We start from the raw sequence: 25,980 nt of genomic DNA, 5'->3' as shown, positions 1-25,980 counted from the left end.
GAAGCGGACCGGCAGTTTCATGTCCCGTCACCGGGGCCGGCCAGTGGCCCCCAGGTGCGGAGCGGAGTGTGCCGGCCATGACCGACCAGCCCTACGTGGCGGACCCCCCTGGGTTGCGCAGATCCCTGGGCGTCCTCGACGGCGTCGCGGTCGCCGCGTCCAGTACGGCCGCCACCACCAGCATCGGCATCGGTCTGGGGGTGACGGCCGGGGTGGTCGGGCTGCATCTGCCGGCCATCATGCTGCTGGCGTTCCTGCCGGTCCTCGGCATCGCGGGTGCCTACTCGCGGCTGAACCGGGTGGAACCGAACGCGGGCAACGGCTATGTGTGGGTGGGCCGTTCGCTCAGTCCGTGGCTCGGCTTCATGGTCGGCTGGGTGAACATCGTGGCGACGGTGGCCTTCCTGGCGTACACCACGGCGGTCACGGGATCCGCCATGCTGCAACTGGCGGGTGAGGCCGGAGCGCACCGGCTCGGCTCGCTCGCCCTCGACCCGGGTTCGACGGCCCAGACCACGGCTGTCGGCATCGTCGTCCTGGCCGCCGTCACCGTCACCGCCGTGACCGGTATCCGCACCGCCGCCCGCCTGCAGACCGGGCTGCTGGTCTTCGAGTACGTGGTCCTGCTCGGGTTCTGCGGCTACGGCGTCGTCACCGGTCCCCACCCCTTCAGGCTGAGCTGGTTCGACCCGTTCGCGATCCCGTCGGCCACCGCTCTCGCCCAGGGCCTGCTCCTCTCGGTGTTCTGCTACTGGGGTTTCGAGGCCGCGTTCAGCGTCAACGAGGAGGTCCGCGACCCCCGGGACGCCTCACGGGCCGGACTGATCACCCTGGTGACCATGCTGGGCCTGTTCCTGCTGGGCTCGGTGGCGTTCCAGCGCGTGCTCTCCGAGAAGGAGCTGGCCGGGCACGGGGCCGAGGGGCTGGCCTTCTTCGGCGACCGGCTGGCCTCGCAGCCGTGGGCCGCGCTGCCGCTGGTGGCGCTGATGTTCTCGGCGGTGGCCTCGCTCCAGGCCGGGGTGATCCCGACGGCCCGGGGCATGTTCGCGATGAGCCGGGACCGTACCCTCGGGCCGGTGTGGTCCAGGGTCAGTGCCCGGTACGGGACCCCGGCGGCCGGCACCCTGCTGATCGGCGCGCTGGCCGCGGCGGTCGCCGCGCTCGCCCTGGTGATCCCGCGGCTCGCCGACATGATCATGGCGACGGTGAACGCCGTCGGCATCGTCGTCGCCCTGTCGTACGCGCTGACCGCGCTCGCCGCCGCCGCGCGCTTTCGCCGGCTGCTGCGCGAGGACTGGCGGCAGGGCGTACGGGCCGTGGTGCTGCCGGCGTTGAGCGCGCTCGCCCTGCTGGGCCTCGGCGGCTGTCTCGGCTGGTCCTTCTACAGCTCCGCCGACCACTTCCAGGTCAGCGCGGACAACGGCTGGTTCCTGCTGGCCACCCCGCTGGCGATGATCGGGTCCGGGTTCGTCGCGGCCGGCTGGGCGAAGTACGTGCGCCGCTCGCCGTACTTCCGCACCGGCGAAGGCACGGACGCCGACGCGCCCCGACTGCTCACGATCCCCAACTGAGAAACAGGACACATGTACGCAGATCTGCTCTTCACCGGCGGCCCCGTCCTCACCCCCGAGGGCCCGGCGGCCGCTGCCGTCGCCGTCACCGGTGAGCGCATCACCGCCGTCGGCTCCGCCGGGGAGCTGCGGGAACTCGCCGGACCGCGCACCGAGGTGGTGGACCTGGCCGGGCGGCTGCTGCTGCCCGGGTTCCAGGACGCGCACGTCCATCCGGTCCCGGCCGGCCTCGAACTGGCCCAGTGCGATCTGACCGGGCTGCGCACCGCCGGGGAGACCGTGGCCGCCGTCCGGGCCTTTGCCGGGGCGCATCCGGAGCGGGACTGGATCCTGGGCGGCGGCTGGTCCATGGAGGCGTTCGAGGGCGGTACACCGACGAAGGAGCTGCTGGACGCCGTCGTACCGGACCGGCCGGTGTATCTGCCCAACCGGGACCATCACGGGGCCTGGGTCAACAGCCGGGCGCTGGAGCTGGCCGGGATCGGCCGCGACACGCCCGACCCGGCCGACGGGCGGATCGACCGGGACGCCTCCGGCGCGCCGAGCGGCACGCTCCAGGAGGGTGCGATGCAGCTGGTCGGCCGGCTCGCCCCGCCGGCCGCCCCGGCGGACCGGCTGGCGGCGCTGCTGCACGCCCAGCGGCACCTGCACGCGCTCGGCATCACGGCGTGGCAGGACGCGCTGGTCGGGGAGTTCCTCGGCATGGACGACCCGTCCGAGGCGTATCTCACGGCCGCCCGGGAGGGTTCGCTGACCGCACGGGTGGTCGGCGCGCTGTGGTGGGACCGGGCGCGGGGCGCCGAGCAGATACCCGAACTCGTGGAGAAACGGGCCGCGTTGAGTCACGGCAGGTTCCGGGCGGGCACGGTGAAGCTGATGCTGGACGGGGTCGCCGAGAACGGCACGGCGGCGCTGCTCGACCCCTACCTGGACAAGTGCGGCTGTGCGACGCGCAATCGCGGTAAGAGCTTCATCGACCCACGACAACTCCCCGCCTATGTCGCCGAGTTGGACGCGCTCGGCTTCCAGTGCCACTTCCACGCGCTGGGCGACCGGGCGGTGCGGGACGCGCTGGACGCCGTGGAGGCCGCGCGGGCCGCCAATGGCCCCAGCGACACGCGGCCCCACCTGGCACATCTCCAGGTCGTGCACCCCGCCGACATACCGCGTTTCGCCCGGCTCGGCGCCACCGCCACCATCCAGGCACTGTGGGCCGCGCACGAGCCGCAGATGGACGAGCTGACGATCCCCTTCCTGGGCCCGGAACGGGCCGGGCGGCAGTACCCGTTCGGGTCGCTGCTGCGCTCCGGGGCGCGGCTCGCGGGCGGCAGCGACTGGCCGGTGAGCAGCCCCGACCCCCTCCAGGGCATCCATGTCGCGGTGAACCGGGTCGAACCGGGCGGCGACGCGCCGGTGTTCCTGCCCGGGGAGCGACTGGGACTCGGCGACGCGATCAGGGCGTACACGGCCGGTTCCGCCTATGTGAACCACCTCGACGACACCGGGCGGGTGGCGGTCGGCGCGCTCGCGGACCTGGTGGTGCTGGACCGCGATCCGTTCACCGGTCCCCCGGAGCACATCGCGGACACACAGGTCGCGCACACATACGTCGGGGGCGCGCGAGTGTACTCGGCCGGGGAGGCATGAGCAGTAACACACGTCACGGCGAGGTCACGCGTAGATCATTTACGCTTGGGCAGCCTCGTAACGCTTCATGGCTCAACTTTCGAGCCACGAAGGCCAGTTCGAGTCCACGGGTGGCCGACAGGCCACCCGTTCGCAGGACCGGGGGGACTCTGCGCACTGTTGCCCGAAAGGAAACACATGCCTCAGGACGCCATGTTCGGCCTGGCCTTCGAGACCCCCGTCAGCGAGCATCCGGAGTTCGAGCGCGCCCGCCGGTCGCGCCACCTGCCGCGGGCGGCCGCCCGCCCCGGACCCGGGGGTCGCGCCGTGCCTGAGGGGCCGCGAGTGCCCTTCGGCCGCCACGGCTGAGGCGGCCACGCGGGTGCTCGTCCTGTAGCAAGGGTGCTTCGGCAGGGACGGGCCGTTCATGGAAGACCTGCGGCGTCGAGCGGCAGGTGGGAGACCTCGCTCCGTTCTCCGGCCGTCGACGCGGCAGCCGTGCCCTCGCGGGCGTTTCACAGCCTGAACCGGAGCCGGTCGCGTGCGTCCGGCTGTGCGGCGAGGCCGACGCGGCAGGGACAGCAGATTCCCGGACACGACCGGCCGACGCACCCCGGTCGGTCGATTCCCTTGCCACGACCACAGCTTGAAGGAGACCGGTGTGACATCCCAAGGCGTAGGTGCCGTTCCGAAGGCGTCCGCCGACAGCCTGCTTCCGGCGGGGCCAAGCGCCCTGCTCCAGCCCGCCGAGGCGGGGAAGACCCTGGCCGGCCTCTTCCTGGAACGCGTCAACGGGAGCACGGAGCAGTACCGAGCCTGCCAGGACGCCGCTCAGCAACGGCTCGACGCACTCGGATCCCCGCACTCCGGCACCACGCTGCGGGTGGAGGGAGCTCTCCGTCTGGCGCAGCGCGACTTCCTCCCGCCCGACGAGGAGGGCTACGCCAGGCTGCGCCGCCTCGACTCCAGCCTGCGCCTGATCGAAGCGGCCTTCCCGCAGGTCGGCACCGATGCCGAGATCTGCCGGCTGACCTGCGCGATGCTGGAGGGGGCCTGGCGGAGCCGGGCACTGACCCCGCCGCGCGAGGAGGAGCGGACAACCGCCTGCGACTGCCCGCTGTGCCACCGGCTGCCCACGCCCCCCGCGCGCACGCTGGACGACTACCACTGGCGGCACAGCGCCGGGCGGCCCCTCGCTGTCAAGACCTGGCCGTACCGCCGGGAACTCGACAGCGTCCTGACCGGTGGATGGTCCTGGACCCGGCAGATGAACGACCTCGAACGAGACCTCGGCCACCGTCACCGCTTCGAGGACGACATCCTCGTCTTCCACGAATACAAACGCGTGATCGACACCATCGACACCACGCGCCTCACCCAGCACGTGGAAGACCGCTTGGCCGAGAGTTTCAGCACCAACAGCGCACGGGCCCTGGTCTCCGGGCTCTTCGCCGCCCACAAGCGGTCCGTCGACGAGTACTGGCTCCGACAGCACCACGCGGGCAGTGTCACGCTCCCCCAGACCAACCCGCTCGGCCAGAGCACCTACTCGGTCCTGCAGATGCTGGACTGCCTGTTCTGGCACGTCGCGCCCGACAGCGAACTCTGGCAGGAGGAGAACCTCGCCGCCCTGCTGCTGTGCCGCGTCATCGACGACATGGCCGACGTACGGGCCGACGCCCTCACCGGGGAGATCAGCAACTTCTGGCTCGCCGAGATGCCCACCCACACCAAGGCCCTCTACGCCGCCTGCGCCATAGCCCTCGTCAAGTACGGCTGCACGCCCGAGGCGCACCGCCCGATGTGGAACACCTGGCTGATGACCACCACCATCGTCTGGATGGGCCTCACGGGCCGCCACGCCCTGTGGTTCGACGGCATCACCGAGGGCCTCCCCCCGGCGCAGGGGTGCGCGCTGTGCGACCTGCAGCCCAACGCGTGCACCGGCATCCTCACCCACGGCACCACCCTCACCATCAGCCCGCGGCCCTCCGTACCGGCACTCAGCCCCCGGACCGCCGAGCTGTCCGCACGCTGCCGGGCCCAGTACCCCCGGACATGGCCCCTCTTCGACGCCGAGCTCCACGCCTTCGAAGCAGTGCACGGCCCGTGGTACGGCGACACCGACAACTCATGGGAGATCCTGCGCCGTACCTACATCGCCGCCGTGGAGGCGTCCAGCGCCGCACCGTCCCCGGCCCGTGCCCGTGAGGTCCAGCAGGACGCCGGGGTGGTCGGATCCGAAAGATTCCACACCCTGCACGACCCTCGGACCGGGCGGGAGGACACCGCCCTGCTCGCCTACATGTTCGGCTGCGCCCACCCGCATTTCCTCTGGAACGCCACGGGACACCGTCCCACGGGCGTAACAGGTGACTGGCTCGACGGCTGACGCCCGGGCAGCGCCGCGGGTGGGGGCCTCGGCCACACCGGCGAACGGGAGCGGCCGGCAGGCCCGCGGCCGCTCCCGTGAGACCGCCGACGCTCGGCCTCGCCGGACGGGCCCAGCAGGGCTGTCCGACGGCCTGCCCGCCGGGTGGGACGACGCCGCCGCCCGGTCGGGTGAGACCCGGCCGGGCGGCGGCGCGTGCGGACCTATACCGGGAACTCGACCGGCAGGCTGTCCAGCACGGACATCCACGTGGACGCGGTCGAGGTGAGCTCCTCCGGCGGCACGGCCAGGCGCAGGCCCGGCAGCCGGTGCAGCAGGACGTCCACCGCGATCTCGATGATGGACAGCCCGATGCTCTGCCCGGGGCACTCGTGCGGGCCGGCGCTGAACGCCAGGTGCGACTCGTTGCCCTGCACGGAGACGTCCGGGTCGGGCCGGACCTCGGGGTCGAGGTTGCCCGGTGCGAGACCGAGGACGAGCAGGTCGCCTTCCTCGACGCGGTGCCCGCCCAGTTCCACGTCGCTGACGGCGAAGCGCCCCGGCAGGACGGACAGCGGCGGAGAGTTCCACATGACCTCCTCCACCAGCGCGGAGATGGTCAGCTGACCGCTGATCAGGTCCGAGAGCCGGGAGGCGTCCGTGAGGATCAGCTGCAGCACCCGGGCCAGCAGATTGCTGGTCGTGCTGTGCCCGGCCACCAGCACCAGGCGCAGATGGCTGACGACCTCGTCGTGGTCGAGGCCCGCCGGATGCTCCAGCAGGCCGGTGGCGAGGTCGGAGCCGGGCTCGGTCCGCTTGCGCTCGGCGAGTTCGCCGAGGATCTCCTTGATGATCCCGTCGTGGCGTATCGCGTCCTCGCCGCCCTGGAACACCATGGCGCTGGACTCGACCAGCTGGCGCCCCTCCGACTCGGTGAGCCCCAGGATGCGGGTGAGGACCAGCATCGGCAGGTAGCCGGCGTACTCCGCCACCAGATCGGCGCGGCCGTGGTCCGCGAACGCGTCGATCTGCTTGTTGGCGAAATGCGTGGCGTGGCGCCGGATACCACGGCTCACGGCGGCCTGGAGCCCGTCGTTGACGGCACCGCGCAGCCGGCGGTGCGCCTCGCCGTCCTGGGACACGCAGTCGGGGCGCCAGGCCACCATCGGAACCAGCGGATGGTTCTCGGCGACCCGCCCCTCCTGCCAGTCCCGCCAGATCCGCGCGTCCCGGGCGAACTGGCGGGGATTGTCGAGCACCCGCCGGCCGTCCCGGTAGCCCAGCACCAGCCAGGCCCGGATGTCGCCCTCCAGCAGCACCGGCGCGACGGAGCCGTGCTCCTTGCGCAGCCGCTCGTAGATGCCGAACGGGTCGGTCGCCGCCTCGGGCCCGTACAGCCGGGCCACCTCCGCCGAACCGTGCGCGACCGGGCAACCGCGAGGGGTGCCGGGGCTGTCGGGGTTCTGGTCGTTCATCGGGGCTCCAGTGCGGCGGTGGAGCGCTCCTTCAGATGACGTATCAGGGTGATCAGTACGTCACGGCTGGAGGCCCGGTCACGGGCGTCGCAAGCCACGATCGGGGTGTGCGGGGAGATGTCGAGGGCGTCCCGGATCTCCTCGACGGGGTGCTCCTTGCAGTCCGGGAAGACGTTCAGGGCGATGACGAAGGGCACGTTCTGCCGCTCCATCTCCTCGATGGCCCGGAAGCTGGAGGCCAGCCGCCGGGTGTCCACCAGGACCACCGCCCCGAGCGCGCCCTTGAACAGGCCGTTCCACAGGAACCAGAAGCGTTCCTGCCCGGGGGTGCCGAACAGGTACAGCATCAGGTTCTCGTTGAGGCTGATCTTGCCGAAGTCGAGGCTGACCGTGGTCTCGGCCTTGTCCGCGACGCCGATGAGGTTGTCGACGCCGACGGTCGCCTGGGTGAGGGTCTCCTCGGTGGTGAGCGGCTTGATGTCGCTGACGGAGCGGACCATGGTGGTCTTCCCGGTGCCGAACCCCCCGGCGATCATCACCTTGACCGAGCGGGTCCCCCCGGCACCGGGGTCGCCGGGATGGTCAAAGCCTTTCAAGTCCACTGAGTACCTCCTGGAGGAGCGCGAGGTCAGGCCCGCGTCCGGCGTGGTGCGCCGGAATGGGATCACGGGCTTCAATACGGCCTGCGTCCAGCAGATCCGCCAACAGCACCGCGAGAATGTTGAAGGGCAATCCGAGATGTGCGGTGAGTTCGGCCACCGACAGCGGATCACGGCAGCGCCGGACTATCTCCTCGTACTCGTGCTGCATCCCCGGGACGGGGGCGGTGCGAGAGACGACGAGGGTGGCCACGTCGAGGCTCGACGCCGACCCGCCCGGTCCGCTGCGTCCCCCGGTGAGGACGTAATAACGTTCGAGACCGGACGGATCCGTGGGCCGGCGGGGAGCACTCATCCAGAGTGCTCCTCCAGGCGCGGAGAGGTGCCGAGCAACTCACCCATCCGCCGTGAAAGGTCCCTCATCTGGTGGCCGAGCAACCCCTGGTCGAGTCCTTCCCGGGCGAGGACGCCGAGATACGTCTCCACACCGGCCCGTACGACGAAGAGGTGACCACCGTCGACCTCGATCATCGCCAGCCGCAACTGGCCCAGCTGTCCGGCCTGTCGGGCGAACTGCTCGGCCACCGGCTGGGCCAGGGCCTGCAGCCCCGCCACCACGGCCGCGAAGCGGTCCACGTCGTCGGGGTCCTCGGCACCAAAGGAAGTGATGGCCTTGCCGTCGCTGGAGGCCACGAGGGCGAAACGGATCTCCGGGATACTCTCCACCAGATCACGGAGCGCCCAGCTCACGTCGGTTCCCTGTTGCGTCATGTGGACTAGTCGCTCTCTTCAGTGCGGTGCTCCGTGGACTCGCGCCCGGCGGCGGCGTCATCGGCGCCGGCCGGGGTCGCGGGTGCCACGACGTCTTGGTCTCCGGTCAGATCGGCCTCGCTGACCGCCTGTTCGTCCGCGACGGGTACGCGGCCGGCGGTGGCGAAGGCGGCCAGGCCCGCGAAGGACTCCTCCGGCGGGACCGCGGTGAACGCGGTGCCCTCCGTGCGGACGACGCGCTCCTCGGGCTGCTCGTCCGCACGGCGCCGGCTGCGCCGCCGGGGCAGTCCGCCCGGGGTGATGTCCTGGGCCTCGCCGGACGGCTCCGGCTGACTGACGGGTTCGACGGCGACCGAGCCGTGCGCCTGCGCCGGGGACGCGGCGGCGGGGGCGGCCGTCACGGGGACCGGAGCGGCGGGGGCCGCGGGCAGCGGGCTGAAGAACTTGTGCGGGACCACGACGACCACGGAGGTACCGAGCCAGGGCGAGTCCGCGAAGGTGACCCGGATGCCGTAGCGGCGGGCGAGGGTGCCGACGACCCGCAGGCCGATGCTGGCGTCCTCGGAGATGCCCCCGATACCGGGTCCGGCCGCGGTGCCCGCCAGGGAGTGCTCGGCCTCGCGCTTCTTCTCCTCGCTCAGGCCCTTGCCGGAGTCCTGGATCTCGATGCCGACTCCGTTCGGCACCTCCTTGCCGGAGACGACGACCCGCTCGGTGGGCGGCGAGTAGCGAGCCGCGTTGTCCAGCAGGTGGGAGAAGATCAGCGTGAGGTGGTCCACCAGACCGCCGTCGACGCCGAGTTCGGGCAGGTGCCGGACCTCGACGCGGTGGAAGTCCTTGATCCGGCCGATGCCGCCGCGCACCACGCTGAGCAGGCGCTGGGGCTCCTGCCACTGGCGGCCCGGGCGGTCCGAGCCGCCGAGCACACCGATACTGGCGGCGAGCGAGTCGGCGGGGCCGAGCTCCTGGTCGAGCTCCATGAGACCGCGGGCCACGGCGGGCAGCCGGCCGTGCTCGCCCTGCATCTCGTGCAGCCGGCCGCGCAGCTTGCTGGTCAGGACGTGGATGCGGTTGCCGATGCTGATCACGGCCTGCTCGGCGGAGGTGGAGCGGTTGAACTCCTCCTCCACGGCGATCAGGGCGGTACGCAGGATGCGGCGCAGGTCGGCCTGGAGGGCCTTGTCGACGTTGGCGCACTGCTCGGTGACGGGCAGCAGGTCGTCGATGGCGTCGCCGTCACGCAACCGCTTCAGCGCCTCGGGCAGCTGCTCGTCGGCGAGCCGGGAGATCGCGGCCCGCTGGTGCGTGACCTTCTCCTGCCAGACCTCGGCCTGGTCGGCGAGCTGCGCCTCGGAGGACTTCAGCTGGTCGGCGAGCCGCTCCTCGTACACCCGGGCCTGCTCGGCCAGTTGGGCGTCGTAGTGGGCGGTCCGGTCGGCCAGCCGGGTCTCGAAGGCGGACGCCTGCTCACCGAGCTGGGTGTCGAACGCGGCCGACTGCTCGTTGAGCTGGGCCTCCAGCGTGGCGCGCTCGGTGGAGAACTTGCGCTCCAGGCCCGAGACATGCTGCTGCCACTGCTGGGAGTACTCGGCCTGGGAGCTGCGGAACGACCCTTCGGAGCTGCGCAGTTGACGCTGCGAGCGAATCAGGAGCCGCACGCACACAGAGCTCGCGACGGTGGCCGCGGCGCCGGCGAGGGCCGCGGTTATTCGCTCCGAGCTCATGAACGTGGCGGCGACCGTCCCTCCCCCTAAGGCCAGCGGCATCAGCCACCAGCTGTACCAGGCGACAGGGGCCCGCGCCGCCGGCGGCGGAGTGGCGAGTTCCATCTGCATCCTTAGAAACAACACAATCGATCAGCAGTGAACAGGGTCAGTGCGCGAAGGCCGCACTCGTGAGTGCACACGGCGGGACGGACCCACCATGGGGCGCGTCAACTCGCTGCGACGGAAGGGAGCTTATCGGGTTTGAACGCGAAAGGATCAACCTCGACGGGCAGAGGAAGTGAGGGTTCCGTCACGCTCCGCCAGTTAACGGCAAATCAACAAATACCCATTCCCGGCTGCGACTTCCCGACATGCGCCGCCACGCCCCGGTTCGCACGGACCCCCACGTCCTGGACAACTGTCCAGTTATAATGGACATCTGTTCAAGACATGGGGAGGGTCCGTCGATCATGGAAATCCTGGCGAACGTGCTGGTGGGACTGGTGGCCGCGCTGCACGCGTACATCCTGGTGCTGGAGATGTTCCTGTGGCGGAAGAGCCCCGGGATGCGCTTCCACGGCTTCGACGCGGAGCTGGCCCGGCGGACCGCGCCGCTCGCCGCCAACCAGGGTCTCTACAACGGTTTCCTGGCGGCCGGCCTGGTGTGGGGGCTGGTCGTGGCCGACCCGACGGGCTTCGGTGCCCGGGTGTTCTTCCTGTCGTGCGTGGTGGTGGCGGGGATCTACGGCGCGGCCACGGCCAACCGGCGGATCCTGTTCGCGCAGGCGCTGCCCGGCGCGCTCGCACTGGCCGCCGTCCTCGCCGCCCGATGACCGGCCGCCCGCCCGCGGCGGATCCGCGGGCCGCCCGCACCCGGGCGCGGCTGCGGGCGGCCCTCCTCGACGAGTGCGCCGAACGACCGCTCGCCGACGTCACGGTGGCCGCAGTGACGCGCCGGGCCCGGGTGGGCCGGGCCACCTTCTACGTCCACTACGACGGCCTTCAGGCGCTGGCGGTAGACGCCTGCGCGGACGTCGTCCGGGACGCCGTGGACGCGCTGCACGCCTGGCGCGGCCGGCCGGACCCGGTGCACGCGCCGCCGGCGCTGCGGGAGTTCTTCGCCGGGCTGGTTCCGCACGCGGCCCTGTACCGGGAGCTGCTCGCACCGGGCGGCGGCGGCCCGCTGGGCCGGGTGCTGCACCGGGATCTGCGGGCGCGCAGCCTCGCCGAGCGGGAGCTCGTGGGCGCGGCGGACGCCCCGCTGGTGGCCTCGGCGGTGGCCGCCACCTTCGCCGGGGTGCTGGCCGACTGGCTGCACGGTCTGCTCGACGCCGGTCCGGACGAACTGGCGGACCAGGCTTGGCAGCTGCTGGTCGCCCTGCACATGAGCCGCTGACCGGTCAGTCGCAGGCGAAGGCGCGCCGTTCCATCGGCCAGGCCTGCACGCCGTGCGAGGTGCGGACGTACGCCGTGTCGCCGTCGTCCGTGAGCCACAGGCGCCAGTCGCGGAGCCGGTAGCCGGTGTCGTGCGCGCCGGCGGGCAGCGCGGCGTCACCGTCGTAGCGTCCGGCCGGCTCCGGGCCCTCGGCGAACACGCCGTACGGGTCGCGGACGTAGGTCCTGCCGCCGAACGTCAGGAAGTGCGCCGACTGCCAGCCGCAGTGCTCGGCGCCGGCGAAGCTGGTGATCTTCGAGACCGGCACCCGGCGGCCACGCGCGTCGGCCCAGATCTCGGGCCACCCCGGCCCCGACGTCACACTCGCCGGGAGCTCGGAGGGATCGCAGGAGGCGCTGGTCTCCGGACCCCAGCCGGGCCTGTCCTTCTGGTCCCTGGCGACCACGACGGCCACCTTCGTGCGCCCGCCGACGTCGTAGGAGTAGAGCACGCGGCCGGCTTCCCGGCGCTCCACGCGGTAGCCGCCGCGCGGCACCTGCGGGTCGAACATGTCGAAGAAGAGCCGCAGCCCGTCCTCGGGTGAGCCGCCGCCGTCGTCCTCGCTCCAGCCGTCGGGCCCGATGCCCCAGTGGATCTCCCCGTCGCACTCCAGCGCGCGGCCGGCCGCGCCGGAGGCGGTGCGCAGGGCCTGCGGGGTGCTCGCGTCGGTCTCCTCGGTGGGGATGTCCAGCGGCCCGCGGTACGGCGTCGCCGGCGGCGTCCCCTTCACCACGACGGGCGGTCCGCCCGCGCCGTCACAGCCCACCACCGCGGCCGCCACCAGTACCGTCGCCGCCAGCCCTCTGCGCATGCCCGCCCCTGCCGCTCGCCACCGTTGCCGTCCGTGGACGGCCGAGCGGGCCGAAACGTTCACGCGCGTCAGAGCGAGAAGGCTGGCACGATTCCATCGAAGGTTGGCCATCGTGCCGTTTTCTCGCCGGGCGCGTCCCGGCAGGCTGGGTGACCATGAACGATGTGAACACGATGCGCGCGATCGGCCAGGACGTCCTCGGCGGCCCCGAGGTGCTGAAGGTGATCGAGGTGGCGCGGCCGAAGCCGCGTCCCAACGAAGTACTGGTCCGGGTGCGGGCGGCCGGCCTCAACCCGACCGACTGGAAGCACCGGGAGAACGGCGGTTTCCTGGGCAAGCCGCCGTTCGTCCTCGGCTGGGACGTCTCCGGCACGGTCGAGGAGACCGGGATCGGCGTCGCCGCCTTCAAGGCCGGTGACGAGGTCTTCGGCATGGCGCCCTACCCGTTCGGCCACGGCACGCACGCCGAGTACGCGATCGTCCCGGCCCGCGCCCTGGTGCCGAAGCCGGCCGGGATCGACCACGTCCAGGCGGCCGCGCTGCCCCTGGTGTCGCTGACCGCCTGGCAGGCCCTGGTGGAGAACGCGGACGTACAGCCGGGGCAGCGGGTGCTGATCCACGCGGCGGCCGGCGGGGTCGGACATGTGGCGGTGCAGATCGCCAAGGCGCGCGGCGCGTACGTGATCGGCACCGCGAGCGCCGGCAAGCACGACTTCCTGCGCGAGATCGGCGTGGACGAGCCGGTGGACTACCGGTCCGTGGACGTCACCGAGACGGTCCGGGACGTCGACGTCGTGCTCGACACGATCGGCGGTGACACGTCGACGGCCTCGCTGCGCGTGCTGCGGCCGGGCGGGATCGTGGTGTCGATCCTGCCCGTGGGCACGCCCGAGCTGTACCAGGAGGCCGACCGGCTGGGCGTACGGGCGGTGCGGATGCTGGTGGACGCCGACCGGGCCGGGATGCGGGCGGTCGCCGGCCTGGTCGAGGAGGGGAAGCTGCGGGCCACGATCGCGGGGACCTTCCCCCTGGCCGATGCCGCCAAGGCGCACGAGCTGGGCGGCACCGGCCGGACCACGGGGAAGCTGGTCCTGGTGACGGACTGATCCGCGCGGGTCAGAAGACGAGCACGGGCTTGACCGCCCTGCCCGTGCTCATGTCCCGCACCGCCCGGTCGATCTCGGCGAACGGATAAGTGCTGATCAGCCGGTGCAGCGGCAGTCGCCCCTCGCGGACCAGCCGGACCAGGGCCGGGATGAAGGCCTGGGTCTCGGCGTCGCCGAGGGTCAGGCCCACGATCCGCTTGCCGGCCAGCAGTCCGTTGACGTCCAGGGGGACTTCGGTGCCGAAGGGCGGGGCGCCGACGACGACCAGGGTGCCGCGGGCGGCCAGCGCGTCGACGCCCTGGCGGAGGACACCGACGTTGCCGGTGGTCTCCACGACGCCGTCGGCGCCGGCTCCCCGGGTGAGGCGCCGGACGGCCTCGGGCACGTCCTCGCGGGTCGCGTCGACGGTGTGGGTGGCGCCCACCTCCCGTGCCAGCTCCAGCCGTCCGGCCAGCCGGTCGACGGCGATGATCGTGGTGGCGGGGGTGAGCGCGGCGGCCATGACGGCCGACAGGCCGACCGCTCCGGCGCCGAGGACGACGATCGTGCTGCCGGCGGCCGGTTCCAGGACGTTCCAGACGGCGCCGACCCCGGTCTGCACCCCGCAGCCGAGCGGGGCGATCGACTCCAGCGGCACGTCCGGGTCGACCTTGACCAGGCTGCGCTCGGCCACCAACGCCCGCTCGGCGAAGGAGGACTGGCCGAAGAAGTGGCCGCCGAGCGGCTTGCCGTCCCGGCTGACGGTGGCGGTGCCGTCGGCGCGCCGGCCGCCGATGAGGTTGAGCGGCAGCCAGGTGGTGCAGTAGGCGGGGTGGCCGCCGTGGCAGTTGCGGCAGGTGCCGCAGGAGGTGAAGGACAGCACGACGTGGTCGCCGGGAGCCACGCCGGTGACGGCGGAGCCCACGGCCTCGACCACGCCGGCGCCCTCGTGGCCCAGGACTCCGGGCAGCGGGAAGGGCAGCCCGCCGCTCGCCACGCTGAGGTCGGTGTGACACAGACCGGTGGCCACCATGCCGACGAGCGCCTCGTACGGCCCCGGCGCGTCGAGTTCGACGTCGCTGAGGGTGAAGGGCGCGCCGCCGGACTCGACCACGGCGGCCCGGGTGGTGAAGGACATCGTACGAACTCCTGGTCTGCTGGGCTCAGTCGAGCGAGACGACGACGGACTTGACCTTGCTGTAGGCGGTGAGGGACTCGGGGCCGTACTCGCGGCCGAAGCCGGAGGCCTTGACGCCGCCGAAGGGGACGGCGGGGTCGAGCATCGCCCAGTCGTTGACCCAGACGATGCCGGCCTGGAGGCGGGCGGCGACACGGTGGGCGCGGGCCAGGTTGCCGGTCTGGATGCCCGAAGCGAGGCCGTACGGCGTGGAGTTGGCGAGGGCGACGGCCTCGTCCTCGGAGTCGAAGGGCTGCACGGTGAGGACGGGACCGAAGATCTCGTCCTGGATCACGCGGGAGTCGCCTGGCAGGTCGGCGATGACGGTCGGCTTGTAGTAGTGGCCGCCGTTCAGGTCGAGGCGTTCGCCGCCGCAGACGACGCGGCCCCCTTCCTCGCGGGCCAGTGCGACGTACTCCTCGACCTTGCGCAGGTGCTTCTCCCCCGCCATCGGGCCGACCGCGGTGGCCGGGTCGCGCGGGTCGCCGACCGGGACGGCGGGGACGGCCTCGGCGAGGATGCGGAGCAGGGTGGCGTAGACCGGGCGGGCCACCAGGAGACGCGGGCCGCCCATGCAGAACTGGCCGGTGTTGAAGACGAAGGCCTTGATGACCGCGCCGACGGCCTTGTCCAGGTCGGCGTCCTGGAAGACGAGGTGGGCCGCGTTGCCGCCGAGTTCCATGGTGACCGGCTTGAGCGCCTGACCGGCCGTGCTCGCGACGTGCCGCCCGATGGCGGTGGAGCCGGTGAAGGCGACCTTGTCGACGCCCGGGTGGCGCAGCAGGGCCTCGCCGGCGACCGGTCCGGCGCCGGTGACGACGTTGACGACTCCGTCGGGGACGCCGGCCTTCTGGAAGAGGCCGGCCATGTAGAGGGCGCTGAGCGGGGTCTCGTCGGCGGGTTTGTGGACGACCGTGTTGCCGGCGGCGAGGGCCGGTCCGATCTTCGAACCGGCCAGGATCAGCGGGAAGTTGAAGGGGGTGATGGCCGCGACGACACCGAGGGGTTCACGGCGGGTGTAGGCGAGGGCGTTGAGCGGGACGTCACGGACGGCGCCGTCCAGGGAGTGGGCGAGGGCCGCGAAGTGCTCGTAGTCGTTAGCCGCGTTGGTGACGTCGACGGCCCCGGCGAGCGTGATGGGCTTGCCGACGTCCAGGCTCTCCAGGGCGGCTATGTCCGCGGCGTTCTCCCGGATCAGCTCGGCGACGCGGTGCAGCACACGGCCGCGCTCCCGGCCGCTGAGCCCCGGCCACTCCCCCGCGTCGAAGGTCTCGCGGGCGGCGCGCACGGCGGCGTCGACGTCGGCGGCCCCGGCCTCCGCGACGGTGGTGATCACCTGGCCGGTGGCGGGGTCGGTCACCTCCGTCCGGGCCCCGTCGGCGGCCTCCCGCCACTGTCCACCGATGAACAGCTGCCCCGGTCCGGCCTCGAAGGTGGTCGTCATTGCCCACTCCCAGCGTCGATCACTTAGCTTTCAACAAACAGGATTCCTGTTGGTCTTGCCGCTGATCCGCAGTCTCACCACAGACAGGATTCCTGTCAATGGTCTAGGGTGAACGCATGGTCGGTACAAAGACACGCCCCTCACTGCTGTACATGATCAAGCAGGTGGAGCTGGTGGTGCGCTCACACCTGGACGAGCTGGTGAGGCCCGCCGGGATCACCGCGCTGCAGTACACGGCCCTGACCGTCCTGGAGCGCCATGACGGCCTGTCGGCGGCCCAGTTGGCCCGGGACTCGTTCGTGACCGCCCAGTCGATGGCCGACCTCGTACGGTCGCTGGAGGCGCGTGGGCTGATCCGGCGGGAGCGCAATCCGCGCAACCGGCGCGAGCTGCTGATCCTGCTGACCGACGCCGGGCGCGAACTGCTCGCCGGGGTCGCCGGCCCGGTGCGGGAACTGGAGGAGCGGATGGTCCGCGAACTCACCGCACACCAGGAGGAACAGTTCCGCCTGGCACTGAGCAAGGCGTGGCACGCGCTCTCCTAGCAGAGCAGCGCTCTCACGTGCCGGTTCCCCGACTGTCGCGCACGCCACAGAAAATGGCGGGCCGAAGCAGCAGACATATGTCAATCGAACATGCTCAAATTCCCTCCATCGAGGGTAACTTGCAAGGCGGGGAACGGAATTGAACCGGCAGGGGTGGGAGGTGATGTCGTCGTGCGCCAGGAACCCCGGCAGGATCCCGCTCCGCTCTCCCGGCACCTGCGCATCCATCAGGACCGCGGCCACACGGTGCTGGAGCTGCGGGGGGAGATCGACATCGCCGCGGCCACGGAGATCGCACCCCACCTGGACCGGGTGACCGGCCAGACGAACGCCCGCGTGGTGATCGACCTGCTGCCTGTCGAGTTCTTCGACTGCTCGGGGCTGCGGCTGCTGTACCGGGCGCGCAGCCGGGTGCTGGAGCGCGGCGGACAGCTCCAGCTGGTCTGCGCGCACCCGCTGACCCTGCGGGTGCTGAAGGTGACCGGGCTGTCGCGGCTGCTGCCGCCCAGGACGACGCTGGACGCGGCCCTGGGCCAGCCCGAGGCCACGTCCGGCACCTTGTGACACCGTTGTCACCCTGGTCGCCTGCGGAACTCCGGCAGGATTCTCGTACCGCCCGGCGCCGACGGTCCGCCCGCCCCCGCGGACCGCGAGCTCTCGAAGAGCGGGGTGCCCGGCCGCCCTCGTCCCCCGCGAGGAGGCGGCGGGATTGATGAGGACCTGGCCGCGCTCGACGTGACCGGTCACACGCCACGAGAGGCTCGCACGGCGGGCTACGGGCTCAGGCTGCGGACCGCGCCGCTCTCACCACGGCACGGGTGTGCCGTCCCAGGAGAAGAACCCGCCGGTGGGGCCGTCGTCGGGCAGCAGCGCCAGCCGTACGACACCCTGCGCGCCCTCGGCCGGGTCGCCGCCCCCGGCGGCCGCACCCGGCACCAGGTCGGTCGCCCGCCGCCCCGGGGCGAGGGCGTTCACCTTGATCCCGTCGTCGGCCAGTTCCTGGGCGTACAGGACGGTCAGCGCGTTCAGCGCGGCCTTGGAGGTGCGGTAGGCGGCGGACCGGGGGACGCCCTCGGCGAACTGCGGGTTGGGCCGGGTACTCCAGGTGAGCGACGCGGTGCCGCTTGAGACGTTCACGACGCGCGGGTGGGGGGAGCGGCGCAGGGCGGGCAGGAAGGCGTTGGTGACCGTGGCGACGCCGAAGACATTGGCCTCGTACGTCTGCCGGAAGCCGTCGACGCCGGTCTCGGAGGGGGTGCCGGTGACCGGCTGGACACCGGCGTTGTTGACCAGGACGTCGAGACGGCCGACGCGGGCCGCGGCCCGCTCGACGCTGCCGGGGTCCGTGACGTCCAGTACGAGGAGCCGAGCGTTGCCGCCGATCTCCGCCACGGCGCGCTCGCCGCGCTCGGCGGCCCGCGAACCGACGTGGACGAGGAAACCCCGCTCGGCCAGCAGCCTGGCGACGTGGAAGCCGATGCCCTTGTTGGCACCGGTGACGAGTGCTGTGCGATCGTTCATGACAGCCACGGTCCCCCGGCCGCGTCCGCCCTGCCAGGGACCACCTGTACCAGGCGGAACGAGGAGGCGACGACGGCATGGCGAGGCAGGAACTGGCCCGCTTCCTGCGCGAGCGCCGGGCGGGGCTGCGCCCGCAGTCGGTGGGGCTGCCGCCGGGCACCGACCGCCGTACCCCCGGGCTGCGCCGCGAGGAGGTCGCCGGGCTGGCCCACATCTCCGTCGACTACTACGTCCGCCTGGAGCAGGCCCGCGCTCCCCGCCCCTCTCCGCGCGTCCTGGACGCCCTGGCCGGGGCGCTGCGGCTGGCCCCCGCCGAGCGCAGCCACCTCTTCCGGCTGGCCGGCTCGGCCGCGCCACCGCCCGGCACCCTGGCCGTCCGGCAGGTGCGCCCGCACGTCGCGCGGATGCTGGAGCGGCTGCCCGACACCGCGGCGATCGTCACCGACGCGGCCTACGGCCTCGTGGCCTGGAACCCCCTCGCCCAGCTGCTGCTCGGCGGCGACCTGGGAGACGGCACGACCAACCTGGCACGCCGGCGTTTCCTCGGCCAGGGGCGGATGTACGAGAGCTCCAGCGCCGAGGAGTTCGGGCACATCGTGGTGGCCCGGCTGCGGCGGGCCGCCGAGCGCTATCCGGCCGACGCGCGTCTCACCTCTCTGCTGGGCGAGTTGCGCGCCGGGAGCGAGGAGTTCCGGCGGATCTGGACCACCCATCCGGTGCACGCCCCGGGACACCGCGCCAAGGTCGTCGACCATCCGGAACTGGGCCGGCTGCGGCTGAACTGCGACGTCCTGCTGGTACCGGAGGACGACCAGGAGGTCGTCCTCGTCACCGCGGACCCGGGTTCGGCGTCGGCGCGCCGGATCGCGGAGCTGGCCGCACGGTCCTGACCGGCCTTCCGGGCGGGGCGGTGGGCGCCCCGCCCGCGAGCCCGCCGGGCGCGTCACGCCACCGCGTGTATCAATCCTGCCTCAGGTGTCTCAATCCGCCGACAGCACGGTCTGGCAGGGGTTTTGGCGGGCATGCGTGTCGTTGGAAAGGAGGACCGTCACATGGCGAGTTCCACCAAGGAGAGCAAGGCGAGCTCCGTACCGGAGGCTCCCGTCACGGCCCGGCCCCGGCGCATGCCCGGCTGGGCGAAACTGGTCACCGCGTTGGTGCTGGTGCTCGTGGTGCTGTTCGCCGGGATCAAACTGGCGGTGCTGCCCGGGATCAAGGACCTGTTCGGCACGGAGACCCGCGACAACACCGGCCCGGCGCTGCTCAAGTCCATCCAGGACATGAGCCGTTACGACGCGGCCTCCGGCAACTTCCAGGTCGTCGTGGACCTGGAGAAGGACGCCAAGTACTTGCCCAGCGCGATCCGCGGCAGCCGCACCCTGTACGTCGGGGCGGGGACCGTCGAGGCGTATGTCGATCTCGGTCAGATCGCCCAGAAGGACGTGACGGTCAACGGCGACCGCACCGAGGCCACCATCCGGCTGCCGCACGCCCAGCTCGGCAAGGCGACCCTGGACCCCGACCACTCCTACGCCGTGTCCAAGCAGCGCGGTCTGCTCGACCGGCTCGGTGACCTGTTCTCCGACAACCCCAACAGCGAGCAGGCGGTGCAGAAGCTGGCCGTGAAGCACATCGACACCGCGGCCAAGGACAGCGGACTGACCACCCGGGCCGAGACCAACACCACCGACATGCTGGAGGGCCTGCTGCACTCCCTCGGCTTCACGGAGGTGCACGTGTCCTACGGGACGATCTGACCGACGCCGCCTGATCAGCCGCCCAGCACCCCGGGCAGGGCCAGCGCGCCCAGTGCCGCGGCGCCGACCAGCAGCCAGGCCACGTAGTCGCCGACGTGCCCCGACTGCAGGTGGCGCACCGGCAGCGCCCAGCCCTTCGCCGCGAGCAGGCCGGGCCGCGCGACCGCGAGCCCGGCCAGCCCGAGGGCCAGGAGGGTGGAGAGACAGCCCAGCAGGACTCCGGCCGCCGTCCAGTGGACGGCGGCCGGAGCGCCGCCCGGCCCGGCCCCGGCGCGGGCGAGGGCCCGGGCCAGCGCCCGGGGAAGGCCCGGGGCGACGCCGACGGCGAGGGCCCCGGCCAGCAGCACCGCGGGGACGGCGGTCATCGTGTCCGGGATCCGGCCGAGCCGGCCCTCGGTCTCCGGCTCCTCCCCGGACCCGGTGGTCTCGTACGCGTCGCCCCGGGGCGGCCTGGCCCCGAGGCCCAGGAAGACCCGTGCCGTCACCCGCAGTACGGCACCCGCCGTGACCGCCGACACGACGACGTAGAGCACGGTCAGCGGGCCGCCCACCGCCTCCTCGGCGACCGACTTGCCGAGCGCGGTGCCGAACGGCGGCAGCCCCGCGAGCGCCAGGCCGCCGAGCCCGAACAGCACCCCCACCGTGCGCAGTTCACGGGCCCGGCCGTGCAGTGCCCGTTCGTCGACGGTGCCATACCGGTCGAGGAGGACGCCCGCGCAGGCGAACAGGGCGGCCTTCACCCCGGCGTGCCCGAGGAGGTACAGGGCGACTCCGGCGTCGCCCTCCGGGGTGAGCACGCCCAGGCCGACGAGGAACAGGCCGGTGTGCGCGATCGTGGAGAAGGCGAGCAGCCGCTTGATGTGCCGCTGGTGCCAGCACATGAACGCGCCGAGCCCGGCCGTGCACACTCCGAGGACGACCAGTGCCCGCTCCAGGTCTGCCGCCGGGATGCCGCCGGGTCCGGCGAACACCGTGCCGTACACCCGCCACACACCGTAGGCGCCGAGTTCGACCATCACCCCGGACAGCAGCATGCAGACCGGGGTCGGCGCGACCGCGTGCGCGTCGGGGAGCCAGAAGTGGAAGGGGGCGGCGGCCGCCTTCACGAGCAGCGCGGTGAGGACCAGCACGAAGGCGGCGAGGACGAGGGCGTCGGGGCGGCCGTGCGCGTCCAGACCTCGGCCGATCTTCGTCATGGCCAGTTCGCCGGTGCGGGCGTACAGCAGGCCGATGCCCAGCAGCATGCCGTACGCGCCGAGCGAGTTGACCACACCGAAGGTGAGCGCGCCCTGCACGGCCTTCGCCTCGTCGATGCGGTAGCCGGTCAGCGCGTAGGCGACGACGCTCATCAGCTCGAAGAACACGAAGGCGTTGAACAGGTCGCCCGCGATCGCGAACCCGCACATCCCGGCCTGGAAGATCAGTATCAGTGCCGGGTACGACCCCGCGTGCCCGCGCGGTGGCTCGGCGAAGTAGCGCCAGGAGTACGCCAGGGCGGCCAGCGTCAGCAGGGAGACCAGGGCGGCCATGCCGAGGGCCGGCCCGTCGCCGATGAGCACGATTCCGACGCTCTCCGCGCCGACCGGCGGCCAGCCGCCCGCCCACTCGGTCATCGGCACAGCGGAGTTCAGCAGCAGGACCAGGGCGAGGACGCAGGTGCCCGCGCAGACCGCGCAGGCCAGGCTCTCGGCGACGAGCCGGGGCAGTCGGCGGCCGGCGGCCACCAGCAGGGTGGCGCCGAGCAGCGGGACGGCCACGAGCAGCGGCAGCAGGTGGTGCATCAGCCGCGCAGCTCCGTCAGTTCGTCGGGGTCGACCGTGCCGTGCCTCTTGGCGATCTGCAGGACCAGCGCCAGCAGCAGCGCGGTCACGGTGGCGCCGACCACCACGTCGGTCAGGGCGAGGGCCTGCACGACCGGGTCGACCAGCGGCCGGGTACCCGGCTTGAGGTCGGAGAAGACGGGTGCGGTTCCGTTGTCGCGGTAGCCGACCGCGAGCAGCAGGACGTACGTCGACGCCTGGCACACGGCGAGGCAGCCGACGGCATGGATCAGGTTCCGGCTGGTGACCAGGCCATAACAGCCCGTCAGGAAGATCCAGGCGGCGACCAGATAGGGGAAGACGTTCATCACGTCGGGCTCAGCTTCCCTTCTCTCGCTCGATCTCGACGGCCTGGTCGAGGAAGCCGGCGAGCAGGACGACCACCGCGCTCGCCACCTCCATGCCGATGGCCGCGTTCAGCAGGGGGACCAGTCCGCCGGAGGACAGCGTGTTGAACGTGCCGTAGGGCAGCAGGGTGTTGGCGAGGAAGGCGGTGCCGGCCAGCAACCCGGCGAGGCCCAGGACCAGGTAGGAGCAGGCGGCGAGGGAGTCGGTGACCTCGAAGACGCCGGTCGGGCGGACCCGTTCCAGGGCGCGGTAGTCGGCGCCGAGGTACAGCAGGTGCAGGGCGGTCGCGGCCACGACCCCGCCCTGGAAGCCGCCGCCCGGGCTGAGCTGGCCGTGCGCGATCACGTACAGACCGGTGACCAGGGCGACGGGCAGGACCAGGAGGGCGTACCGGCGTACCGGCAGCGCCACTTCGGCGGGGCGCGGGTCGGCCCGGTGCTCGTCCCCGGCCTGGCGGAGCAGGACCACACAGCCGAGGACGGCGGCGAACAGGATGCTCATCTCGCCGAGGGTGTCGTAGGCGCGCTGGTCGAAGTTGACGGAGGAGACGACGTTGGCGGTGTGCCGGGCCAGGGAGGCGCGCACCGCGCGTTCGCCGTACGGGTGGCTGCGCCTGCCGAAGGCGGGCACGTCGAGGCAGGCGGCGACCAGGAGTGCGGCGAGTCCCGCGCCGCCGACACCGAGGAGCCAGAGTCTCAGGCGCCGGCTCACTTGTCGCCCTCCTTTCCGCGCCGTCGCACCTTGCGGACCGACAGCATGATCAGCAGTGGGGTGAGCGCCGAGCCGACGGCGAGCTGCGACAGGCCGACGTCGGGGGCCTGGAGCACGGTGAACACGACGCCGAGCAGCAGCCCGAGCACGGCGAGGACCAGCGCCTGGCGGGCCGGGTCGCGGGTCGCCACGGCCGCGGTCGCGGAGGCGGCGGTCAGCAGCAGCGCGACGACGATCACCGCGTCAGCCATCGCGCACCCCCCGCAGACCACCCGACAGCGCCCTGGAGGCGACCACGTTCCCGCTGATCAGCAGGGCTCCGATCACCAGGAGTTTCACCATCGCCCGGCTCGGCCCGGTCACCGCGCACAGCACGAGCACGACGGCCGCGCCGACCCCGGCCGCCGTCCAGGTCAGCCCCCAGGCGGCGGGCCGGTCGCCGGTCAGCTCGTCGGCGAGCAGGCGGGCGAAGACAAGGGTGCCGACCGGGCCCAGCAGGGCCAGCAGCAGGGCCAGATCGACGTAGGAGGTACGGCCGTAGCCCTGGGCAAGAAGCAGCAGGCTGGGGCAGATCACCGTGGTGGAGAGGTTCTGCGCGACCACGCGCCGGCTGAGCGGGCCGGTGGCCACGCCCCACAGCGCCGCGCCCCCGCCCGCGGTCAGGAGCACGGTCGCCGCCAGGATCCAGCCGTTCACCGCCAGATCACCGACCTTCGTCCCGCGCGGGCCAGCAGGGCGCCGACGGCCGCCACGCTCGCGCCGACGATCCGTTCCAGGGTGTCGACGGTGCTGATGAAGACCAGCCAGAGCAGGACCAGTCCGGCCCACCAGGCCAGCAGTTCGGCCGCGGCGGCGAGCGCCGTCCGCCTGGTCATACGCCGCCTCCTCAGCCCACCACCCAGCGAGATGTCCGTTTCGCCGCTTCTGGTATCCAAGCACCGCGTCCCGCGACCGGCGCGGCGGCACGCTGGAACGCACCCGGAGTGCCCAGGGAGCGGGGACGGAAACCAGCGGTGGGCCCCCAGTGCCGTCGAGGTGACGGCATCTCCGCACGCTTCGGGGGTAACAGCCCTACCACGCCGGAAAGTTGACGAGTGGAGGACCGGATGGCCAGCGCCGCCTCGCGCCTGCGCACCAGCAAGGGCGAACCGAAAGAGGAGACGAGAAAGGACGCGGGCGCCGGCGGGAGCACCGGGCTGTTCGCCAAGGCCGCACGCATGGTCCGGGTCCGCGGCACCGCGTCCGCGGCCCCCACGAAGAAGGGCGGCTCCGGCAGGAAGCCCGCCTCCGGCAAGGCCGCCAAAGCTCCCGCCAAAGCGGGCGGTGCCGAGCGCCGCCCGCTGCCCCTCCCGTTGCGGCTGCTGGCCATGGTGTGCGCGTTCGCCGCGATGGTGGCGTTCGCCGTCGTCCTGGCCAAGCTGACGCTCGACCCCTCCCCCGCGTCGGTGTCGATCGCCCACACCAACCTGCACCCCGGCGCCACCCTCAGGATCTATCTGGACCAGCCGGCGTTCCGTGACGCCGTGAAGCAGGTCGGCGGGAACATCCTGCTCGGCGTCCCGTTCGGGATCCTCGTGCCAGTCCTGGCGCCCCGCGCCCGGGGCGTGCTGCGGGTGCTGCTGCTCACCGCGATCGTGATGCTGCTGGTGGAGCTGGCGCAGGGCGCGCTGGTCACCGGCCGGGCGTTCGACGTGGACGACGTCATCCTCAACACCACGGGGGCGCTGGTCGGCTGGGTGCTGCTGGGCCGGCGGCTCGGCCGGGCGGTGCACGCCCGCAAGCGCAAGGCGTGACCCGGCGGGACGGCCTGGAGGCAGGCCGTCCCGTCCTCCGGACGCCGGTCCGTACCAGGGTATTGACGCGCCACTTATCTCACTTCTTAAATCAAGAGGCGACGCCTTCACCCCCCACCCCGGTCGGCTGCCTCCCCGCGCCCGGCCGCCGTACGGAAGGAAGAGCCGTGCCCTCCCCACGATCGCTCCGCAGATGTCTGTTGGCCGCGCTGTCCGCGGCCTTGGTCGCGACGGCCGCCGTCGGGCCCGCGCGGGCCGCGTCCGCGTCCACGTCCGCCGCCGCGAGCGCGGCCGCCGTGACCTTCTCCGACAACTTCGACGGGGCGGCCGGGTCACCGGTCGACTCCTCGAAGTGGACGACGGAGACCGGCGACAACGTCAACAACCACGAACGTGAGTACTACACCTCGGGAACCAACAACGCCGCCCTCGACGGCCAGGGGCACCTGGTCATCACGGCCAGGAAGGAGAACCCCGCCAACTACCAGTGCTGGTACGGCACCTGCCAGTACACCTCGGCCCGGCTGAACACCTCCGGGAAGTTCAACGCCCAGTACGGGCACGTCGAGGCCCGCATGAAGATCCCGCGCGGGCAGGGCATGTGGCCGGCCTTCTGGATGCTCGGCACGCCGGTCAACTGGCCCGACTCGGGCGAGATCGACGTGATGGAGAACGTCGGCTTCGAGCCGTCGACCGTGCACGGCACCATCCACGGCCCCGGCTACTCCGGCGCCAACGGGATAGGCGCCGCCTACTCGCTGCCGAACGGGCAGGCCTTCGCGGACGCCTTCCACACGTTCGCGGTCGACTGGTCGCCCAACTCGATCAAGTGGTCGGTCGACGGCACCGTCTACGAGACCCGCACGCCGGCCGACGTGGGCAGCAACACCTGGGTGTTCAACAAGCCCTTCTTCCTGATCCTGAACCTGGCCGTGGGCGGCTACTGGCCGGGCGACCCGGACAGCTCGACGTCCTTCCCGGCGCAGCTGGTCGTGGACTCGGTGTCGGTGACGACCAGTGACAGTGCGGCCGGAGTCGCGATCAAGGGCCTGGCCGGCAAGTGCGTGGACGTGGCCGGGGCGAACTCCGCCAACGGCACGCCCGTGCAGCTCTACGACTGCAACGGCACCGCCGCCCAGCAGTGGACGGTCGGCGGCGACGGCACCATCCGCGCGCTGGGCAAGTGCCTGGACGTCACCAGCGGCGGCACGGCGGACGGCACGACAGTCCAGCTCTACGACTGCAACGGCACCGCCGCCCAGCAGTGGGCGCTCTCCTCGGCGAACGACATCGTGAACCCCCAGGCGAACAAGTGCCTGGACGTCACCGGCAACAACTCGGCCAACGGCACCCGGCTGCAGATCTGGACCTGCACGGGCGGCGCCAACCAGAAGTGGACGGTCGGCTGAGAGCA

28 protein-coding genes are annotated in these 25,980 nt (G+C 72.2%); 13 read left to right on the top strand and 15 right to left on the bottom strand.

Features of this window, described 5'->3' with window-relative positions:
- Positions 1 to 77: 77 nt before the first annotated feature.
- From LQ326_RS17940 to LQ326_RS17925, 4 genes are all read left to right on the top strand, one after another.
- Entirely contained in the window at positions 78 to 1,571 is a 1,494-nt protein-coding gene (locus LQ326_RS17940; RefSeq protein ID WP_234537910.1) for an APC family permease, read from the top strand.
- Between the two features lie 12 nt (positions 1,572 to 1,583).
- Positions 1,584 to 3,218 (top strand): amidohydrolase, encoded by a 1,635-nt coding sequence (locus tag LQ326_RS17935; protein ID WP_234537908.1) that lies wholly within the window; start codon positions 1,584 to 1,586, stop codon positions 3,216 to 3,218.
- A 177-nt stretch (positions 3,219 to 3,395) separates the two neighbouring features.
- On the top strand, positions 3,396 to 3,566 hold the full coding sequence (locus LQ326_RS17930) for a hypothetical protein (RefSeq protein ID WP_234537907.1): 171 nt from the start codon (positions 3,396 to 3,398) through the stop codon (positions 3,564 to 3,566).
- A 292-nt stretch (positions 3,567 to 3,858) separates the two neighbouring features.
- The gene (locus LQ326_RS17925; protein ID WP_234537905.1) at positions 3,859 to 5,589 is read left to right on the top strand and encodes a hypothetical protein; all 1,731 of its coding nucleotides are present in this window, start codon (positions 3,859 to 3,861) and stop codon (positions 5,587 to 5,589) included.
- A gap of 203 nt (positions 5,590 to 5,792) precedes the next feature.
- Here LQ326_RS17925 and LQ326_RS17920 read toward each other — a convergent pair whose 3' ends face one another.
- Genes LQ326_RS17920 through LQ326_RS17900 form a run of 5 tightly spaced genes read right to left on the bottom strand, consistent with a single transcriptional unit; the run spans position 5,793 to position 10,242 of the window.
- Positions 5,793 to 7,043, bottom strand: coding sequence for a cytochrome P450 (locus tag LQ326_RS17920; RefSeq protein WP_234537903.1), 1,251 nt, complete (start codon positions 7,041 to 7,043; stop codon positions 5,793 to 5,795).
- Positions 7,040 to 7,645, bottom strand: coding sequence for a GTP-binding protein (locus LQ326_RS17915; RefSeq protein WP_234537901.1), 606 nt, complete (start codon positions 7,643 to 7,645; stop codon positions 7,040 to 7,042). The genes LQ326_RS17920 and LQ326_RS17915 overlap by 4 nt, the downstream gene beginning before the upstream one ends.
- Complete coding sequence (locus tag LQ326_RS17910) at positions 7,626 to 7,997, bottom strand: DUF742 domain-containing protein (protein WP_234537899.1); 372 nt, start codon at positions 7,995 to 7,997, stop codon at positions 7,626 to 7,628. The genes LQ326_RS17915 and LQ326_RS17910 overlap by 20 nt, the downstream gene beginning before the upstream one ends.
- Positions 7,994 to 8,413, bottom strand: coding sequence for a roadblock/LC7 domain-containing protein (locus tag LQ326_RS17905; RefSeq protein WP_181806189.1), 420 nt, complete (start codon positions 8,411 to 8,413; stop codon positions 7,994 to 7,996). Before LQ326_RS17905 ends, LQ326_RS17910 begins: the two co-directional genes overlap by 4 nt.
- 5 nt (positions 8,414 to 8,418) lie before the next feature.
- Positions 8,419 to 10,242 (bottom strand): sensor histidine kinase, encoded by a 1,824-nt coding sequence (locus LQ326_RS17900; RefSeq protein ID WP_234537898.1) that lies wholly within the window; start codon positions 10,240 to 10,242, stop codon positions 8,419 to 8,421.
- A gap of 347 nt (positions 10,243 to 10,589) precedes the next feature.
- Here LQ326_RS17900 and LQ326_RS17895 point away from each other — a divergent pair, with 347 nt between their 5' ends.
- Together LQ326_RS17895 and LQ326_RS17890 are read left to right on the top strand one after the other, a co-directional pair.
- Entirely contained in the window at positions 10,590 to 10,952 is a 363-nt protein-coding gene (locus tag LQ326_RS17895) for a DUF1304 domain-containing protein (RefSeq protein WP_234537896.1), read from the top strand.
- Entirely contained in the window at positions 10,949 to 11,515 is a 567-nt protein-coding gene (locus LQ326_RS17890; RefSeq protein WP_234537893.1) for a TetR/AcrR family transcriptional regulator, read from the top strand. The genes LQ326_RS17895 and LQ326_RS17890 overlap by 4 nt, the downstream gene beginning before the upstream one ends.
- 4 nt (positions 11,516 to 11,519) lie before the next feature.
- Here LQ326_RS17890 and LQ326_RS17885 read toward each other — a convergent pair whose 3' ends face one another.
- Positions 11,520 to 12,365, bottom strand: coding sequence for a hypothetical protein (locus tag LQ326_RS17885; RefSeq protein WP_234537890.1), 846 nt, complete (start codon positions 12,363 to 12,365; stop codon positions 11,520 to 11,522).
- A gap of 155 nt (positions 12,366 to 12,520) precedes the next feature.
- Here LQ326_RS17885 and LQ326_RS17880 point away from each other — a divergent pair, with 155 nt between their 5' ends.
- Positions 12,521 to 13,471, top strand: a complete 951-nt coding sequence (locus LQ326_RS17880; RefSeq protein WP_234537888.1) for an NADP-dependent oxidoreductase — start codon at positions 12,521 to 12,523, stop codon at positions 13,469 to 13,471.
- Positions 13,472 to 13,481: 10 nt separating this feature from the next.
- On the opposite strand, the gene LQ326_RS17875 is transcribed toward LQ326_RS17880, so the two are convergent.
- Positions 13,482 to 14,588 carry an NAD(P)-dependent alcohol dehydrogenase gene (locus LQ326_RS17875; protein ID WP_234537886.1) on the bottom strand — a complete coding sequence of 369 codons (1,107 nt, stop codon included), beginning with the start codon at positions 14,586 to 14,588 and terminating at the stop codon, positions 13,482 to 13,484.
- A gap of 25 nt (positions 14,589 to 14,613) precedes the next feature.
- Positions 14,614 to 16,071, bottom strand: a complete 1,458-nt coding sequence (locus tag LQ326_RS17870; RefSeq protein WP_234537884.1) for an aldehyde dehydrogenase family protein — start codon at positions 16,069 to 16,071, stop codon at positions 14,614 to 14,616.
- A gap of 116 nt (positions 16,072 to 16,187) precedes the next feature.
- Here LQ326_RS17870 and LQ326_RS17865 point away from each other — a divergent pair, with 116 nt between their 5' ends.
- Positions 16,188 to 16,616 (top strand): MarR family winged helix-turn-helix transcriptional regulator, encoded by a 429-nt coding sequence (locus LQ326_RS17865; protein ID WP_234537882.1) that lies wholly within the window; start codon positions 16,188 to 16,190, stop codon positions 16,614 to 16,616.
- Between the two features lie 171 nt (positions 16,617 to 16,787).
- Positions 16,788 to 17,180: an anti-sigma factor antagonist gene (locus LQ326_RS17860; protein WP_234537880.1), complete on the top strand. Its 393-nt coding sequence runs from the start codon at positions 16,788 to 16,790 to the stop codon at positions 17,178 to 17,180.
- Between the two features lie 240 nt (positions 17,181 to 17,420).
- Here the strand turns inward: LQ326_RS17860 and LQ326_RS17855 are convergent, their stop codons facing one another.
- Positions 17,421 to 18,137, bottom strand: coding sequence for an SDR family NAD(P)-dependent oxidoreductase (locus LQ326_RS17855; RefSeq protein WP_234537879.1), 717 nt, complete (start codon positions 18,135 to 18,137; stop codon positions 17,421 to 17,423).
- Positions 18,138 to 18,214: 77 nt separating this feature from the next.
- On the opposite strand from LQ326_RS17855, the gene LQ326_RS17850 reads away from it, so the two are divergent.
- A complete protein-coding gene (locus tag LQ326_RS17850) occupies positions 18,215 to 19,027 on the top strand; it encodes a helix-turn-helix transcriptional regulator (protein WP_234537876.1) in 813 nt (270 codons plus the stop codon).
- A gap of 234 nt (positions 19,028 to 19,261) precedes the next feature.
- Entirely contained in the window at positions 19,262 to 19,894 is a 633-nt protein-coding gene (locus LQ326_RS17845) for a DUF4230 domain-containing protein (protein ID WP_234538170.1), read from the top strand.
- A 14-nt stretch (positions 19,895 to 19,908) separates the two neighbouring features.
- Here the strand turns inward: LQ326_RS17845 and LQ326_RS17840 are convergent, their stop codons facing one another.
- Genes LQ326_RS17840 through LQ326_RS17815 form a run of 6 tightly spaced genes read right to left on the bottom strand, consistent with a single transcriptional unit; the run spans position 19,909 to position 23,648 of the window.
- A complete protein-coding gene (locus LQ326_RS17840) occupies positions 19,909 to 21,675 on the bottom strand; it encodes a complex I subunit 5 family protein (RefSeq protein ID WP_234537873.1) in 1,767 nt (588 codons plus the stop codon).
- Positions 21,675 to 22,022, bottom strand: a complete 348-nt coding sequence (locus LQ326_RS17835) for a sodium:proton antiporter (protein ID WP_234538167.1) — start codon at positions 22,020 to 22,022, stop codon at positions 21,675 to 21,677. The genes LQ326_RS17840 and LQ326_RS17835 overlap by 1 nt, the downstream gene beginning before the upstream one ends.
- A 10-nt stretch (positions 22,023 to 22,032) precedes the next feature.
- Positions 22,033 to 22,773, bottom strand: coding sequence for an MnhB domain-containing protein (locus tag LQ326_RS17830; protein ID WP_234537870.1), 741 nt, complete (start codon positions 22,771 to 22,773; stop codon positions 22,033 to 22,035).
- A complete protein-coding gene (locus tag LQ326_RS17825) occupies positions 22,770 to 23,024 on the bottom strand; it encodes a Na(+)/H(+) antiporter subunit B (protein ID WP_234537868.1) in 255 nt (84 codons plus the stop codon). Before LQ326_RS17825 ends, LQ326_RS17830 begins: the two co-directional genes overlap by 4 nt.
- A complete protein-coding gene (locus tag LQ326_RS17820) occupies positions 23,017 to 23,469 on the bottom strand; it encodes an MrpF/PhaF family protein (RefSeq protein ID WP_234537865.1) in 453 nt (150 codons plus the stop codon). Before LQ326_RS17820 ends, LQ326_RS17825 begins: the two co-directional genes overlap by 8 nt.
- The gene (locus LQ326_RS17815; RefSeq protein ID WP_234537862.1) at positions 23,466 to 23,648 is read right to left on the bottom strand and encodes a hypothetical protein; all 183 of its coding nucleotides are present in this window, start codon (positions 23,646 to 23,648) and stop codon (positions 23,466 to 23,468) included. Before LQ326_RS17815 ends, LQ326_RS17820 begins: the two co-directional genes overlap by 4 nt.
- 342 nt (positions 23,649 to 23,990) lie before the next feature.
- On the opposite strand from LQ326_RS17815, the gene LQ326_RS17810 reads away from it, so the two are divergent.
- On the top strand, positions 23,991 to 24,566 hold the full coding sequence (locus LQ326_RS17810) for a VanZ family protein (protein WP_234538165.1): 576 nt from the start codon (positions 23,991 to 23,993) through the stop codon (positions 24,564 to 24,566).
- 167 nt (positions 24,567 to 24,733) lie between these two features.
- Positions 24,734 to 25,975 carry a glycoside hydrolase family 16 protein gene (locus LQ326_RS17805; protein WP_234537859.1) on the top strand — a complete coding sequence of 414 codons (1,242 nt, stop codon included), beginning with the start codon at positions 24,734 to 24,736 and terminating at the stop codon, positions 25,973 to 25,975.
- The last annotated feature ends 5 nt before the right edge of the window (positions 25,976 to 25,980 follow it).

The sequence above is a fragment of the Streptomyces shenzhenensis genome, assembly GCF_021462265.1.
GTDB classification, from domain to species: Bacteria; Actinomycetota; Actinomycetes; order Streptomycetales; family Streptomycetaceae; genus Streptomyces; species Streptomyces shenzhenensis.
This window is presented reverse-complemented; position numbering and strand designations above follow the sequence as displayed.

Coding starts and splice junctions, on each gene's coding strand:
- LQ326_RS17855 (WP_234537879.1), bottom strand. CDS start 18,137: ATGAACGATCGCACAGCACTCGTCACCGGTGCCAACAAGGGCATCGGC.
- LQ326_RS17875 (WP_234537886.1), bottom strand. CDS start 14,588: ATGTCCTTCACCACCCGGGCCGCCGTGGTCGAGTCCGGCGGCGCGCCC.
- LQ326_RS17895 (WP_234537896.1), top strand. CDS start 10,590: ATGGAAATCCTGGCGAACGTGCTGGTGGGACTGGTGGCCGCGCTGCAC.
- LQ326_RS17930 (WP_234537907.1), top strand. CDS start 3,396: ATGCCTCAGGACGCCATGTTCGGCCTGGCCTTCGAGACCCCCGTCAGC.
- LQ326_RS17940 (WP_234537910.1), top strand. CDS start 78: ATGACCGACCAGCCCTACGTGGCGGACCCCCCTGGGTTGCGCAGATCC.
- LQ326_RS17865 (WP_234537882.1), top strand. CDS start 16,188: ATGGTCGGTACAAAGACACGCCCCTCACTGCTGTACATGATCAAGCAG.
- LQ326_RS17935 (WP_234537908.1), top strand. CDS start 1,584: ATGTACGCAGATCTGCTCTTCACCGGCGGCCCCGTCCTCACCCCCGAG.
- LQ326_RS17890 (WP_234537893.1), top strand. CDS start 10,949: ATGACCGGCCGCCCGCCCGCGGCGGATCCGCGGGCCGCCCGCACCCGG.
- LQ326_RS17810 (WP_234538165.1), top strand. CDS start 23,991: ATGGTCCGGGTCCGCGGCACCGCGTCCGCGGCCCCCACGAAGAAGGGC.
- LQ326_RS17880 (WP_234537888.1), top strand. CDS start 12,521: ATGAACGATGTGAACACGATGCGCGCGATCGGCCAGGACGTCCTCGGC.
- LQ326_RS17840 (WP_234537873.1), bottom strand. CDS start 21,675: ATGCACCACCTGCTGCCGCTGCTCGTGGCCGTCCCGCTGCTCGGCGCC.
- LQ326_RS17825 (WP_234537868.1), bottom strand. CDS start 23,024: ATGGCTGACGCGGTGATCGTCGTCGCGCTGCTGCTGACCGCCGCCTCC.
- LQ326_RS17815 (WP_234537862.1), bottom strand. CDS start 23,648: ATGACCAGGCGGACGGCGCTCGCCGCCGCGGCCGAACTGCTGGCCTGG.
- LQ326_RS17900 (WP_234537898.1), bottom strand. CDS start 10,242: ATGGAACTCGCCACTCCGCCGCCGGCGGCGCGGGCCCCTGTCGCCTGG.
- LQ326_RS17885 (WP_234537890.1), bottom strand. CDS start 12,365: ATGCGCAGAGGGCTGGCGGCGACGGTACTGGTGGCGGCCGCGGTGGTG.
- LQ326_RS17835 (WP_234538167.1), bottom strand. CDS start 22,022: ATGAACGTCTTCCCCTATCTGGTCGCCGCCTGGATCTTCCTGACGGGC.
- LQ326_RS17845 (WP_234538170.1), top strand. CDS start 19,262: ATGCCCGGCTGGGCGAAACTGGTCACCGCGTTGGTGCTGGTGCTCGTG.
- LQ326_RS17905 (WP_181806189.1), bottom strand. CDS start 8,413: ATGACGCAACAGGGAACCGACGTGAGCTGGGCGCTCCGTGATCTGGTG.
- LQ326_RS17920 (WP_234537903.1), bottom strand. CDS start 7,043: ATGAACGACCAGAACCCCGACAGCCCCGGCACCCCTCGCGGTTGCCCG.
- LQ326_RS17910 (WP_234537899.1), bottom strand. CDS start 7,997: ATGAGTGCTCCCCGCCGGCCCACGGATCCGTCCGGTCTCGAACGTTAT.
- LQ326_RS17850 (WP_234537876.1), top strand. CDS start 18,215: ATGGCGAGGCAGGAACTGGCCCGCTTCCTGCGCGAGCGCCGGGCGGGG.
- LQ326_RS17870 (WP_234537884.1), bottom strand. CDS start 16,071: ATGACGACCACCTTCGAGGCCGGACCGGGGCAGCTGTTCATCGGTGGA.